This is a genomic window from Acinetobacter sp. ANC 3832 (assembly GCF_002135415.1).
In the GTDB taxonomy this organism is placed as follows: Bacteria; Pseudomonadota; Gammaproteobacteria; order Pseudomonadales; family Moraxellaceae; genus Acinetobacter.
In genome coordinates, this window is the sequence record NZ_NEGJ01000024.1 from 1 (window position 1) to 14668 (window position 14668).

A 14668-nucleotide genomic window follows, 5' to 3' on the forward strand; every position below is an offset into this window, starting at 1 on the left:
CAATTCTTTGATTTTTTCAGCTTTGTCAGAGTGATCTAATGCTGCGACCAATTCAATTGGACTTTCTAAACGTTCTAAGTAAGCTTTGAGTTGTGCTTTAATATTTTGATCTAACATTGCTAAGCTCCAAAGGCGTTAAATTTCATTCATTAACGCTATACTAAGCTATTTTTATAAATAGATAAAACAGTTTGTTTTTATTAATATGATCGGTTATATAGATTATGTGAAAATATTATTGATCTCTCATTGCTTCACTTGTATCGTTTGATTTACTTTTAAAGTTAAGGGTTCTTATCTTCAATAAAATAATATATATCAATAAATTTGAAAGACTCTTTCAACCTTAAAGCAATATTAATAACAAAAAAATAGATCATTTCTATGACAATCACTCAACAAAAATTGATCCCTGATTAGCCAAGATAGTTTTAATCTAAAATTGTAATTTAGATTAAAACGTAGAAACAATTTCTCTAAAAATGATGTTTATTCTTACTTTCTACCACGTTGCAATATTCACTTTCTTACAAAATCAAAGTGAATACCATAACAAAATTTAGAGGCAGACCAATGAAAATTGAATTTGTATTCGATATCGCTTATCCCATGAGTTATGTTGCTTTTGAAAAGCTAAAACAACACTGGAATCAACCCACCGCAAGAAAAATTGAATTACTGCCGATTCAAGTTCTCCCAGAAATTCCTGAAGAAGGTCTCAACGTATATCAATATCTCACTGAGAAATATGGATCTAAAGAGGCAAATCGTAAACTTGATATGGCAAAGTTTGCTGCCTATAGTGAAGATTTGACTGTTGATGTTGAGCATATGAAACGTATGCCGAATACGCAATTGGCACATCAAGCAATTTTGGCTTTGGATAATAATTTTGACCAATATGCACTGACACAAGCTTTATTCCATGCCCTATTTGCGCATGGTAAAGATATTGCGAACCCTGAAGTGATTAAAGAAATTATTGAAGGCGTGGGTTTAGATGGCAATAAAGTATTACGTTCAATTCCACATAAAGAAATTGCGGATAAGCAAATTGAAATTACCAAATATGTGAAAAGCTTTGGTTTACATCCAACTCCTTATTATATTGTTGATGGCGAAATTTGGGATCAGTCTTTCTCAACCTTGGAACTCAGACAGTTAATTTTACAAGCTGGGTAAAATCCCAAAACTTAAAAGCCCCATCAGGGGCTTTTTTGATATTTCAATTGATTCATTTTTCGTAAACAGTTTAAATTAATAACTAAGTTGCTGTGAAATCCGCACCAACCGTTTTTTTAATCTTGAAGCTAACAAATACAAGAACAAACTTACAATAAAACTAAGTACAACCATTCCAGCAACTATAAACTGTGAAATTTCAGCCCATCGATTGGCTTTTACTACCTGAGATTCTACACCTATAGCAATTGGACTCACTGATTTTCCATACAGTTGATGTTGCATACTCCAAATTTGTTCAGGCTTAAACCCATATTCCAGAAAATGTGGATCTGTACGCTCTGACTGAACCAACTTCGACACATAGGCAATGGCAACATCTCGATCTACAGGCTTATGTAAAAGAGCCGTTTGTGCCAGTACATAAGATTGCACAGGTTCAGGATTATTGGAGCGCTGTAAATATTGATAAATATCACTTTGCTGAATGTTTTTATCATAATGTACGAATGCCTGATATTGCTTAGCTTCATCATCTTTTAAATCATATTGTAAATACGTTAAACCTGACCAAAGAATAATAAATGCAACGAGCCAAGCCACAAATTTTAAAACAAAAGATTGAAATCTAATTAGAAAAAAACGAAACTTTTTCAAAATTGAAACAATAATAAAGGCACCAGTAAAAGCCACAATCACTTTTAGAACAAGCCAACCAAACCATGAAAAAAGATTTAATAAATAATCAGGCTGATCTAAAAAATCACGTAAATTCGCATCAATACTATAAGGCAGATGCAATTGCTCCACCTGTTGTGATAATCCAAAGAGGCTTAAAACAATATCCTGTTGTACAAATAAAGTGAACAAACTCACGATAAAAATTATACTCATGCCTATACTTGAAAACATGAGTTTTTTTTGTCTGCGCTTAAGTACGGTGATACCTGTTTCAATCTGCTGTACTTGCACGGGATAATCTTGTTCTGTTGTCAATGCACGCCTCTATTTCATCAGTTTTTAAATGATCACTTTGATCTATTTGAACTCGAATCTAAAACCAATTGCTGCAAGTTACTTTGTAATGCACGAATTCGAGTTGAAGCTTCTTCACGCTTTTGCATCCCCTCTTTTTGAATTTGAATCACATCATTGACTGTTTTAATGAGGGTATTTTGTACATGTTCAAGGGTTTCAATATCAATCACTGAACGCTGATTGGCTTTAGCGGTATCAACAGAGTTTTGATGTAATAAATCTGCATTACGTTTTAACAAATCATTGGTCGCATCATCAATGGTATTGGCAAGTTGCACACTATTTTTTTGCTCATGTAATGAAATTGCCAAACTGATTTGATTTTTCCATGCAGGTAAGGTGATATTTTTAATCGCATAAAACTTATCAACCAACATCATATTATTCGATTGAATAATTCGAATCATCGGCAAAGTCTGCATCGCAGATTGTTGTAAAACTTGTAAATCACTGACACGTTTTTCTAAATTATTAGCAAGATGATTTAAATCATAAACTCGTTGATTGGTTTGTTGATCTTGCTCTTGAGCAGACAATATCTTGATTTGCTGTTGAATTTCTTGTTGTTTCAATAAACCTGCTGCAATATAAATACCCAGTTGCTTATATTCATCTTGCACACCAAGGAACATCTTATCTAAAGTCTCTACACGTGCTTTCAACCCTGTTTGTGACGTTTCAATTTCTTTGACTAAGCCATCAATTTGTTCTTTAGTTGTATTAAAATGTTGATCAAAACTTTGTTTTGCACCTTTAAACTTATTTAATATCCCACCAATAAAACCAGAGCTTTTTGATGGGCTTAAAATACTGGATGTATTTAATTGTTGCGCAACTTGTACTACTTCATTCAGCTTTTGACCAGTCACATCCAAGTCTTTATTTTTAACTAAATTCAGTAATTCATCTGTATAAGCAGAGGTCTTCGTTGCAATGCTTTTGCCATATTCTGAAACTGACGCATGGTTAATCTCCGCCAATTCTTTTTGAGCATTCATCACTTCAGCAAAATCTTCGGCCTGTAAACCAATTTCTTTTAAATTTAAACCTTCAAATTTTTGTAACTGCAATTCAGTTGATGATTCAACAGGTAAATTCGGATTTGATTCATTCATAGGACACCTTATTTTTGCTCTAATGATTGCTTTAATGTTTGAATTAATTTTTCACGGCTTTGATCCAATTCAGCCAATGAGGTTTGCGATTGATTTTCAGTGCTTTGTTTTAAATGATATTGCCATGCAGGGATAAGTACCTGTTGTGCCTCTTTAAAACGATCCAACAAGCTAAAAGACAATTGTTGAGTCAACTGCATTTGCGTCAAAGCAATATCATTACTGGTTTGTAAAGTTTGCAAAGTATTAATTTTTTTAGATAATCGATCTTCAAAATTATCTAATGGATGTCTATTTTTAACAAAATTTGGATATTCATGCAAAAATTCTTGTGCTGCAACAACATACTTCGCCATTTGTTCACGTAGCCCAATGGCTTGCTGAAATCGAAACTGAGATTTTTGTACTTCGATGTATAGTTTTTGACTTAAAATATTCGCTTCACCAATTAAGCGATCTAAATCATTTAAATATTTCACTTGCCCTGCATTAAATTCTAAATCTAAGCCCAACCACTTTTGCAATGTATTAAAAGTTCGCTTTTTAAGTTTTTTTTGTGACGCTAAAAGATGTTGTACAATTTGTGCCATGAGTTGGCTCAATTGCTGAGTTAAATGAGGATTAACCCCATTCAATAATACTGACTGGGCTTGTACCAACTGATCAGCATAATAGTTCAGTAATCCTTGATTCTCTAATACAGGGACTAAATCATTACGCTTAATGGACAACAACTCCTCATGAGAAATTTCAACTTTGTCTAAAGGGACTAACTCAGTAAACTGATGCATAATGGATGGAATCCAAACCGAGAATTTTATAATGAACACTGATATAAGATTCAATAAGGTAAATTTCAAATTTTAAAAATATAAACTGTATTTGACTATAGACTAAACTTCTTCATTAAAGCCGTTTCATCTCTTCCTAAAAGAGAAAAAAAGAAGTTGTGACGTCTTATGCAAGATGCCAATTTATGAAATATATAATATAAGCTTCATACTTAGTAAGTATAAATATGTAAAAAATCAAATAAATAAAAAAGCCAGTTCAAAAATAAACTGGCTTTTTTTAAAAGAGGAATTAACCCATTTTTTGTTTGCGTAATCGTAGACCCAACAATCCAAATAATCCGAAAATACTGAACCACTCAAATGAACCACCACCGCTTTCACGTACACTTGAAGGTGAACTATCGGTATTATTTAAGGTAACTGTTGCTTCATTAGAGACTAAGCTATCAGCATCATAAACAACATATTTAAATTTATAACCAAATGGATCTAAAGTATTTTTAAGTTGAATATGAATCTTACCACCATAACATGTCAATTTTTTATCATCACCTGGACATGGTCCTGAACGATCTGCTGTAACAGAAACTGGATCAGGTACACTCGTAATGCGTATTGCTAAATCTTGCCCACTCTCATCAAGATAAAATTTAGACTTATTTGGCTTTGTAACTAAAGCGCTGGTTAGACCATCACCATCATCATTAGCATTCTCAAGTAAATTCACATCAATCTTCTGCGAACCACCATGTTGAATGGTATAGCTTACATCATTGGCGATAGGGTCAATGTTGATAAAATTCGTTACAACATAAGCACTTGAACTTTTTACAGGATTAGAGTTTTTCAGAGTCAATGTATAGCTACAGAATTCATAATCACCTGTTGGCGTAACGGCATCATCAACACGATAGACCAAGATTTTTTTCAGATTTGCATCCCATTCACATCTAAGATTTGCATCATCTTTTCCTAAAAATTGATTATTAGCATCTAATTTACCTGTACCTAACTTACTTACAGTCACATCATAATTATCAGTAGAAAGATGCTTAATTTCTCGACCGCCATTTGCCAAAACAGTCTCATCAGGTAGATTCGTTGCAAATGGATCAACAAATACTGTTCTATATTTTTGGTCTGATTTTGTATATTTTAAATTATTATCATAAGTCATTTCTTGTGCACGATAATAAGGTAAAAAATCAGGGTTGGTATCTTTATTTTCAATCAAAGATTTAAAAGTATCGTATTGTTTTTGGTAACCACCCAAGATTGTTACAATAGACTGATTCACAGCCGTTAGATTTCCAGCTGTTAAACGAAGTACCTCTGTCGCCCCAATATCACACGTATTACTTGTTTCAGTTTGTCCAGTCGAATTAATTGAAGCTGTTCGACTTACACCGCGTTGATCTCGTGCACTACACGCCATCGATGCTGTATCAACTAAATCTGTTTTAGTACCATTATCTTTTGGAAAATACATATACATGTACGATGTATATTCAGATGGGTTTTGTAAAGTACTTAATACTGTTGAAAAAGCAACACCTGATAAATCAAGAGTTGTATCTTTAATTGCTTTCACGACTTCGGTAGGCAAATCACATTGATCATCACCAGCTGTCAAAACCAATGCATTATTAGTCAAACCAAAATTAGTCGTTTTAACATCAGCAACATCGCCATCCGCATAACGACAAGACTTTCCTGCGCCATTAAATGCTAAAATGTTATTACTCAATACTTTTGTACCAAATGAGTTATAAAGCAAAGTCGCCCATGCTGAATTGGATACAATCGTATTACTCAACAAGGTTAAACTTGATGTCTTACTTAAATACGTCTTTCCCTGAGGCGTTTTCGAACTAAATTGAATAAGACTACCTGTGTTCAGATTCACACTGTTATTGGTAATTGTATTCGCAGTAAAACTTGCTGTCGGCTGTCCACAAAAGCTAAACGCACTTTGACTATTTGCTGAACCATTATTTAAAAAGCTTGCTGACTCAACCGTTACATTACGCGTGGTATCAATTAGATTATCACTACACGTCATGGCAAATATACTGCCTTGTACTGCATCATTTTGCTGATAATTACCACTAGTAATCGTTAAACTACTACTCACATCATTCAGATAAATTGCTCCGCCCACTTGGGCTTTAGCATTTTGAATAGAAACATTTGTTAATGTTGTTGCTCCACCCAAATATAAAGCTCCACCTAAAGTAGAACTATAACCATCTTTTAATAAAAGATTATTTAAAGCCAAAGATGGTTTATCTGTGCTTGTCGTATTAATAATTCGTGATTTACCTTGCCCATTAATCACAGTTTTTAGGTCTGTTTGTGCAGGATAAGCATTGGTCAAAACATCTGGGCGACTATAATCAACAGGTGCCTTACCCTGAATCACAATTGCCGTCAGAGGCTGTAACTCTTTGTTTAACTTATATTCACCTGCTTCCAACTGAATCACGTTGGTTACTGTTGTATAAGTCTGTCCAGTTGCACATCCACCATAGGATTTATGCGTAGAAGCCGCTGTCACAGCTTCACGCAATGAACACTTACTTGTATTCTCTCCATCTTCATCATCAAATGTATTGACGTAAATGGTTTTATCATCTGCTGCCATTAATGACATTGCAGATAGAATCGTGAGGGTTAATATTCCCTTTTTATAGTTTTTCATTACATTTCCCTATTTATTTTTTGAATCGACGGAAGCCCAATAATCCAAATAATGAGATGAGTGTGAATAAACCTGCGCTACCACCTGACACATCTACTTTCTTGTTTTCAAAATCATCTTTCGGACTTTGAACTATACGTGTTGGTATTTCAATATAAGGATTTTTTGAATCACTAAAACGTGTTGTTGTTGTTACAACTAAAATTTTAAACTCATCTGAACCATGCCAATTTCCATTTGGAACATAAGTTACATCACCATCTTGGGTAATTGTGACTGATCCTTTAGATAGCGTGTTGGTTTGTAGAATTTTCATACAACCAATTTGCCACGGTTTTCCAGTTGGATTGTCACCAAATAATGCTTGGCATTGGTCTGCTGCAATCAACTCACCATCTTGTAGCTGATCTGCAATCGTCATTTTTCCTGTTTCACCATAATAAATATCAGCACCAATACTTGAACTGGTTGAAGTATCTACTACAAGCTCAATAGCACCGATATCACAAAGCTCTGTATTCGCAGGCCGTGTTTTACCACGTTGATCTGTACCTTCACATGTCATAAGCGCTGTATTACTAGAATCAGGGCCATGATTAACAATCAGTGAATCCAATAATTTTTTATAACTGGAGAGTAATCTTGGTTTAAAATAACCCAAAGCGACATCAGCATAATCTTTAAATGGGCAAAGAATACCATCAGTCGAAAGATCACATTTACCTTCAGTGGTACTTCCCGCTATTAAGTTTATAGCGCCTAAAGCTTGGGAACCTGTTCCTGCACAACCTACAGAATAAAGATTATTACTCATGTGTGTCGCATCACCACCTGCAATCACCTTACAATCTTCACTACCATTTTTTGCAATAATACTATTTGAAACATAAGCTTGATTATAGGGCGCATTAAAAATTAGCCCCATTGTATTCATAACCATTGTCACGTTATTGATTAGCATTCCATCAAAAACTTTAACGATATAACCTTTATTATTAAAAATTGTTGTATTCCAAATACCACGACTTAATACAGTTCCTGCATTTTTACTGGTTTCTTCATCAAAAGCAGTGCCAATATCAAATAATGCTGCACTACTATCTGATACTTCATTATCACGTACAACGGATTGAGAGATCACAAATTGAGGAATTTCACTATAAATCACAGCCCCTTGGCTGGCTTTATTCGACTTGATTAGGCTATTAGAAATAGATACTGAACTCAGAGCTTTATTTTTTTCGTAAATGCCTGCGTTATAAATTACGCCACCTTTGTTTGCATTACCATTAAGAAGTTGAGCATATTGAATATTCAAAATATCTTTATTATAAATTAAGCCACCTTGATCAGAACACGTACTTTGACCGCAACCATCTAAAGAAACTTCAGAAAATTGCACAGCGATTAGTGCCGTATTATCGACTGCTGTACCATCTGCATTCGTGGCTGGCGGTGCAAGACTGTGATCAATTAAAAATAACCGATCTTTTCCAGTCATTTTAATCACAGCATTATTTTTACCTAGAATATTCGTTTCTGTAACATTGGTATCATAGAGTGATTTAATCTGGAGACTTTTATAAATTGAAATTTGGTTATTTAATTTATATTCAGATTTACCATTGAGAACAATGACATTGGTTGCTTCTTTACCACCACAACCATTATAGCCAGCTTCTGGCATTCCCTGATTGACATATGCAATTGCTTCACGTAACGAGCATTGGTCATCTGTTTTAACAACGTCTTCAGTTGTTGTTACAGTAATATTTGCGCTATATGCGTGACCAGCAATACATAATAATCCTAAGCCTATGCCCCGTTTGAGCATTATAGTCTCCTTGATTTATTTTAATTATTTCTTATTAGCCAGCACAAAGCTTGGCTATCAATCCATTTGTGGGTACTTTGTCACAGCTCTAAAAAATTCTCAACAATTTTTCATTACTGTTTGTACTCGTCAATCAATGCATATATTTGTCTTAAAGTTGCATTAGACAGTTTCGTCTTTTCACCTTTAAGTAACTTTTCTAGCTGTTCGACTGACTGCAATAGTGTACTTGTTTGATGTGGACCATGTAATAGCAAATATTCCGTTATTTGTGGGTCAAAATGTACACCTCGACGTTCAAGCACAGAATGAAGTAAAGCTTGTCGATCTGCATGCGAATGCCCACTCGGTACTTTAACACTAACTGCTTGTGTTAATCGAGATTGTAAATCTGGTAATTCGAGTTTTAATTCTATCGGTGCAAATCGAGAAGAAAATACCAATTGTCCACCATCTTCATTATTGTTATTAATTAAATGAAAGACTGCTTTTTGCCAATGCGGAACACCACTAATTGCCTCAATATCATCTAAAGCAACCAGATCATACATTTCTAATGAGGTAATCGCTTCAATAGGTGCATCTAACAATTCTAATAAAGATACTTTAATTGCAGATTTACCCACATCTAAATATGAATCACAAATTGCTGAAAGCAAATGACTCTTGCCAGTTCCTGCACCACCATATAAGTAAAAACGATTCATCAGACCTGCATGCAACTGTCTAACTGCATCAATCACAGGGCCCCATCCTGGTCCAGAAAAATCACTGATTCTGGCATCCAACTGAGGTTCTATGTCCAACTGTAATTGACGCATATCTACTCATTTATCCTTAATGTCGGTCTTGGTTTATTTTGACTGTATCATCAGTATCTTGCGTGTTTTTAAATTCAATATCAAGATTAACTTGATCACTTTCCACTGAAACAGTACGTGCATTACCGTTGTTTTCAATCACCACTGTCGACTGTGCAGATTGATAGAACTGACTTTGCTCATACCACTCTTTTGCATGCTTCAATAGAACCACAATAATTGCAGCAACAGGTAAGGCAATCAACATTCCAACAAAGCCACCCAATTGTGCTCCCGCAAGTACAGCAAAAACGACAGCAACAGGTGAAAGACCAATTTTATCACCCAATAAAAAGGGTTGTAATACATAACCTTCAAGTAACTGCCCAATCCCAAAAACAACAGCGACGAGTGCTAAATGTGTCCAATCTAATCCGAATTGGAATAAGGTCGCAATAATGGCTGAAATAATTCCGACACCAAAGCCTAAGTAAGGAATGATGCTACACAAACCTGCAACCATACCAATAATGAGACCGACTTCAAGACCAATCAATTGCAAACCTACTGCATAAACAATACCCAGCAAGATCATCACTAAAAATTGACCTTTAACAAAGGCACCTAATACGCTATGACATTCTGCAACAACATTTAATGTACTCGTTTCATATTGACGAGGAATTAAATTTTTTAAATTTAATAGCATGCGCTTCCAATCGAGGAGGAAATAAAATGCAATGATTGGAATCAGAACAACAGTACCGCCAACTTGAATAAAACTTAAACCAGATTGGGCAACTTTAAGCACCATCGCTTGAATACTGTCAGCACTATAATTGGTCTGTACATATTCCATTACAATTTTAGACAGTTGCTCAGTATCAATCTCCATTGCTTCAACATTAAATTTATGCGAAACCCATGGTAAAAAAGTAGAGTTAATCCAGTGAATACCTTCAGGTATACTATCTCTCGCATAAATCAGTTGTTTCCAAACCAAAGGAACAACAAACCACATTGCCCATGTCACCCCTACACCGATGACAATAAAGACTATTGCAATCGCAAGCCATCTTGGTAGGAATTTATTGATTTTTTCAACCAAAGGGCTAAATAGATAGGCAATAAGAAAAGCTGCGACAAATGGAATCACTACAGGTTTCAATAAATAAAGAACCCAAAGGATCAGTGCAATGCCTGCAAGAATAAAAATTCGTTTTAATGTCCGATCGTGCATTTAATCACGCCTTATTCAGATTTAATCGTTATAAAAAGTAAAATATTTGAGTAAAGATAGCATTTTAGCGCATAAATAACATAAGAGTTTCGTATATTCAGGTATAATCGCCGCGCGAACGCGGAGACTTCATTATGAGCAACTCAACTTCTACCCCAAACACTGGTTTAAGCTACAAAGATGCAGGTGTCGACATTGAAGCGGGAGACGCACTCGTCGACCGAATCAAATCTGTCGCTAAACGCACATCACGTCCTGAAGTAATGGGCGGATTAGGCGGTTTTGGCGCACTTTGTAAAATTCCTAAAGGTTATGAAGAACCTGTTCTCGTATCTGGCACAGATGGTGTGGGTACAAAATTACGTTTAGCACTCAACTTAAACCGTCATGACACAATTGGTCAAGACTTGGTTGCAATGTGTGTAAACGATCTTCTTGTTTGTGGTGCTGAACCATTATTCTTCCTTGACTACTATGCAACAGGTCACTTAAATGTTGATGTCGCTGCTAATGTAGTTACGGGTATTGGTAAAGGTTGTGAGCTTGCAGGCTGTGCATTGGTTGGTGGTGAAACTGCTGAAATGCCAGGCATGTATGAAGGTGAGGACTATGATCTTGCAGGTTTCTGCGTAGGTGTAGTTGAGCAAAGTAAAATTATTGATGGTGAAAAAGTCAAAGCTGGTGATGTATTGATTGGTGTTGCTTCTTCTGGCGCACACTCAAACGGTTACTCTTTGCTTCGTAAAATTATTGATGTTAAAAATCTTGATTTAACACAAATGGTAGATGGTCGCCCGCTTGCAGATGTTGCAATGGAGCCAACACGTATTTATGTAAAATCATTACTTCAACTTTGCAAAGATGTTGATGTACATGCAATGGCGCATATTACAGGTGGCGGTTTACCAGGTAACTTACCTCGTGTTCTTCCAAATGGTGCTCAAGCAGTCGTGAATGAAAATTCTTGGGAATGGCCAGAATTGTTCAAACTTCTTCAACGTGAAGGTGGTGTTGAACAGTTTGAAATGTACCGTACATTTAACTGTGGCGTAGGCATGGTCATTGTCGTTGATGCAGCTGATGCAGACAAAACTATTGAATTACTAACAAGTCTGGGTGAAAAAGCTTGGGCAATGGGTCACATTCAAGACAATGCTGAATCTGTTGACGGTGCTGACGAAAAGATTCGCGTAATCTTTGCATAAGTCTGTATAAGTAAATCTCATGATCAAAATTGCTGTTCTTGTTTCAGGCAGTGGAAGTAACTTACAAGCCCTGATCGATGCCAATCTTTCAGGGAAAATCGTTGGGGTTATTTCCAATAAACCTGAAGCCTATGCTTTAGAGCGTGCAAAAAAAAACGGCATTCAAACTGCTATTATTGAGCATAAACAATATCCAAACCGTGAAGCTTTTGATGATGTCATGCATCAACAATTGTTAGCTTGGAATATTGATCTTGTGATTCTTGCAGGCTTTATGCGTATTTTAAGTGCCAAATTTGTGCAATCTTGGGAAGGGAAAATGGTGAATATCCACCCTTCTCTCTTGCCCTATTACAAAGGCATGCACACTCATCAACGTGTGTTAAATACGGGTGATACTTTGCATGGTTGCACTGTGCATTATGTCACTGCTGAACTGGATGCAGGTCAAGCCCTTGCTCAAGGAGTAATTCAGGTTAATTTACACGATGATGCTCATTCATTAACGCAACGTGTACATGTACTTGAACATATCATCTACCCTCAAGCTGTTGAATGGATCTGCAATGGTACAATTCAGCATCTTGAAAATGGAAACGTTCTTTATAAAGGTCAACATTTAGAGAAACCCATTCAGTTTTGTAATGTCTAATATTTTTTGCAATATCTAAATAGTACTGATTTAAAAAAACGCATCTCAGGATGCGTTTTTATTTACTCTAAATTTCAAAATAATTATTTTTGTTCTTGAATCAACTGCTTGATTAAATCAACTGTTTTAACTGGATGCTCCAATGGGAACATATGACCACCCTCAGTCACTGTAAAAGGTATTCCAAATTTTTTCTGCGCCATTTGCGGAAATTTCTGGGTTAAAAATGGACTTTCTTTTCCAACAACCATATATACAGGGATCTTAGGTTGAGCATGAGGCAACCACCAATAAGATGGTCCACTTCTAAAAATAGCCACTTCCTTATCTCTTGGAATGGTTAAGGTTACCCCACCTCTCACTGGGTCTTCAATCAATGCATAATCGATATAAGCCTGAAAACACGCTTCATCAAATTTTTGATATAAATTCTTTGAGCGTAATAATTCATAAGCTTGCTCACGAGAATCCCAATGATCACGGCGCTTCGCACTTAAACGCGCAGGCGTCATCTGATCCAATTGCTTCGGCAAAAATGTCTTGGCAATTTGAAAAAGAAAGGAGGCTTTCCCCATAATCAAAGGTGGATCAAGTAAAATCACTTGCTCAAATAATTCAGGACGCTTAAAGGAAGCCAAAAAAGTTGAGACTGCACCCAATGAGTGCCCTAAACCAATCACTTTCCGCCCTTTGCTCTGTTGCACAATACTATCAATGACTTGGTCTGCTAAATTAGACCATTGCTTATCAATAGGATATCGTGCATCCGTGCCCAACAAGGGTACATAAATGATGTCATACTCATCCTTGAAAAGGTCAAACAACTTCGTATAGACCTTAGATGGGACACCATTGGCGTGTGCAAAATGAATAATAGGCTTAACAATCGTATGACTCATGGCTTCCTTTTTATATTCAAGCTTTAATAGACATCAATAGCATTTTTACAGAGTTGCATAAGGCTCTTTAATTTCACCTTAGAGCAAAAATAAAAAGCCTCTTCATACTGATACAAGATATTCAATAATGAGATGTCATCATTACTGCATTTTCACATCCTGACTCGTACCCAACTTTTGACTCACAGCTTCACCTAAGCCCTGACCCATTTCTGATCCTACACGACCAAGCACAGAATCAAATGGACTACGTTCGACTGTATAGTTCACTGTTTTATTGATTTTCAAGTCACGCTTTAAAGTTTCAATATTGCCAGCTTTATCTGCAATACCCAATTTAATAGCTTGCTCACCTGTCCAAAATAAACCAGAGAAAATTGCAGGGTCTTGTGATTTTAACTTAGTACCACGACCTTGTTTCACTGCATTAATAAAATGGCTATGCACATTATCCAATAAAGCTTGAATATGCGCTTTTTGTTCAGGGCTCACTGGTTTCGTCATGCTGAGAATGTCTTTATTCACACCCGATGTCATTGTGCGATCTTCAACACCCAGTTTCTGAGCCAAACCACTAACACCATAATTCGGCATAATCACACCAATAGAACCAACAAGGCTTGATGGATTCACCCAAATTTCATCTGCAGCAGAAGCGATATAATAAGCGCCAGAAGCACCCATATCACCAATCACCGCATACACTTTTTTCTCAGGATGCTGTTTCTTTTGATATTGAATTTCTTGCCAAATATCATCAGATTGCACAGGTGATCCACCTGGAGAATTTACATTCAGTACCACAGCTTGTGCAGATTTTGTCTCAAATGCTTTTTTTAATGATTTAATCGTATCTGTACTATTCACACCTTGATTACTTGAATCAATAGTTCCAATCACATTAACAACCGCTAAATGTTTATCTGATGTCGTTCCAGAACTTTCACCATCCGAACTAAATGAACAACTTTTCATCATCATTACCAAGACAAAAAGAACATAGAGCGAGGTCAAAATTTTAAAAAAGATTCCCCAACGGCGGCTACGACGTTGCTCTTCAACAGAAGCAAGTACAGCTTTCTCTAAAATTTGCCATTCCTTTCCTGTAGGTTGCCCTGAAGGTGGAATTTGACTATTGCTATTTTCATTTTGTGGTTGAGGTGGCCAATCGGACATACATACCATCCAAATTAATTTTTAATGCTTCA

At 35.9% G+C, this 14668-nt stretch carries 12 protein-coding genes; 3 read left to right on the forward strand and 9 right to left on the reverse strand.

Going from position 1 to position 14668, the window contains the following annotated elements; genetic code table 11:
• The first annotated feature begins 573 nt into the window (after window positions 1-573).
• Window positions 574-1182 carry a DsbA family oxidoreductase gene (locus B9T35_RS17625; RefSeq protein ID WP_086192523.1) on the forward strand — a complete coding sequence of 203 codons (609 nt, stop codon included), beginning with the start codon at window positions 574-576 and terminating at the stop codon, window positions 1180-1182.
• 75 nt (window positions 1183-1257) lie between these two features.
• Here the strand turns inward: B9T35_RS17625 and B9T35_RS17630 are convergent, their stop codons facing one another.
• The 7 genes from B9T35_RS17630 to cxpE form a co-directional block, all read right to left on the reverse strand.
• A complete protein-coding gene (locus B9T35_RS17630; RefSeq protein ID WP_086192524.1) occupies window positions 1258-2178 on the reverse strand; it encodes a hypothetical protein in 921 nt (306 codons plus the stop codon).
• A gap of 32 nt (window positions 2179-2210) precedes the next feature.
• Window positions 2211-3335, reverse strand: a complete 1125-nt coding sequence (locus B9T35_RS17635; RefSeq protein WP_086192526.1) for a toxic anion resistance protein — start codon at window positions 3333-3335, stop codon at window positions 2211-2213.
• 8 nt (window positions 3336-3343) lie between these two features.
• Entirely contained in the window at window positions 3344-4126 is a 783-nt protein-coding gene (locus B9T35_RS17640; protein ID WP_086192527.1) for a tellurium resistance protein, read from the reverse strand.
• A 292-nt stretch (window positions 4127-4418) separates the two neighbouring features.
• On the reverse strand, window positions 4419-6830 hold the full coding sequence (locus B9T35_RS17645) for a CSLREA domain-containing protein (RefSeq protein ID WP_086192529.1): 2412 nt from the start codon (window positions 6828-6830) through the stop codon (window positions 4419-4421).
• A 13-nt stretch (window positions 6831-6843) separates the two neighbouring features.
• Entirely contained in the window at window positions 6844-8664 is a 1821-nt protein-coding gene (gene rbtA / locus B9T35_RS17650; protein WP_086192531.1) for a rhombotarget A, read from the reverse strand.
• Between the two features lie 113 nt (window positions 8665-8777).
• Complete coding sequence (hda, locus tag B9T35_RS17655; protein ID WP_086192533.1) at window positions 8778-9485, reverse strand: DnaA regulatory inactivator Hda; 708 nt, start codon at window positions 9483-9485, stop codon at window positions 8778-8780.
• A gap of 16 nt (window positions 9486-9501) precedes the next feature.
• Entirely contained in the window at window positions 9502-10704 is a 1203-nt protein-coding gene (gene cxpE / locus B9T35_RS17660; RefSeq protein ID WP_086192535.1) for a chloramphenicol efflux transporter CxpE, read from the reverse strand.
• 134 nt (window positions 10705-10838) lie between these two features.
• Between cxpE and purM the strand changes: the two genes are divergently transcribed.
• Window positions 10839-11909 carry a phosphoribosylformylglycinamidine cyclo-ligase gene (gene purM / locus B9T35_RS17665; protein ID WP_086192536.1) on the forward strand — a complete coding sequence of 357 codons (1071 nt, stop codon included), beginning with the start codon at window positions 10839-10841 and terminating at the stop codon, window positions 11907-11909.
• A 19-nt stretch (window positions 11910-11928) separates the two neighbouring features.
• A complete protein-coding gene (gene purN, locus B9T35_RS17670) occupies window positions 11929-12561 on the forward strand; it encodes a phosphoribosylglycinamide formyltransferase (protein WP_086192538.1) in 633 nt (210 codons plus the stop codon).
• An 83-nt stretch (window positions 12562-12644) separates the two neighbouring features.
• On the opposite strand, the gene B9T35_RS17675 is transcribed toward purN, so the two are convergent.
• Both B9T35_RS17675 and sppA read right to left on the reverse strand, forming a co-directional pair.
• Window positions 12645-13460, reverse strand: coding sequence for an alpha/beta fold hydrolase (locus B9T35_RS17675; protein WP_086192539.1), 816 nt, complete (start codon window positions 13458-13460; stop codon window positions 12645-12647).
• A gap of 141 nt (window positions 13461-13601) precedes the next feature.
• On the reverse strand, window positions 13602-14636 hold the full coding sequence (gene sppA / locus B9T35_RS17680; RefSeq protein WP_086192541.1) for a signal peptide peptidase SppA: 1035 nt from the start codon (window positions 14634-14636) through the stop codon (window positions 13602-13604).
• Between the last annotated feature and the right edge of the window lie 32 nt (window positions 14637-14668).

What these genes read in the sequence shown, in the direction of transcription:
- cxpE (WP_086192535.1), bottom strand. Translation starts at nt 10,704, where the DNA reads ATGCACGATCGGACATTAAAACGAATTTTTATTCTTGCAGGCATTGCA.
- B9T35_RS17635 (WP_086192526.1), bottom strand. Translation starts at nt 3,335, where the DNA reads ATGAATGAATCAAATCCGAATTTACCTGTTGAATCATCAACTGAATTG.
- B9T35_RS17675 (WP_086192539.1), bottom strand. Translation starts at nt 13,460, where the DNA reads ATGAGTCATACGATTGTTAAGCCTATTATTCATTTTGCACACGCCAAT.
- rbtA (WP_086192531.1), bottom strand. Translation starts at nt 8,664, where the DNA reads ATGCTCAAACGGGGCATAGGCTTAGGATTATTATGTATTGCTGGTCAC.
- purM (WP_086192536.1), top strand. Translation starts at nt 10,839, where the DNA reads ATGAGCAACTCAACTTCTACCCCAAACACTGGTTTAAGCTACAAAGAT.
- sppA (WP_086192541.1), bottom strand. Translation starts at nt 14,636, where the DNA reads ATGTCCGATTGGCCACCTCAACCACAAAATGAAAATAGCAATAGTCAA.
- hda (WP_086192533.1), bottom strand. Translation starts at nt 9,485, where the DNA reads ATGCGTCAATTACAGTTGGACATAGAACCTCAGTTGGATGCCAGAATC.
- B9T35_RS17625 (WP_086192523.1), top strand. Translation starts at nt 574, where the DNA reads ATGAAAATTGAATTTGTATTCGATATCGCTTATCCCATGAGTTATGTT.
- purN (WP_086192538.1), top strand. Translation starts at nt 11,929, where the DNA reads ATGATCAAAATTGCTGTTCTTGTTTCAGGCAGTGGAAGTAACTTACAA.
- B9T35_RS17640 (WP_086192527.1), bottom strand. Translation starts at nt 4,126, where the DNA reads ATGCATCAGTTTACTGAGTTAGTCCCTTTAGACAAAGTTGAAATTTCT.
- B9T35_RS17645 (WP_086192529.1), bottom strand. Translation starts at nt 6,830, where the DNA reads ATGAAAAACTATAAAAAGGGAATATTAACCCTCACGATTCTATCTGCA.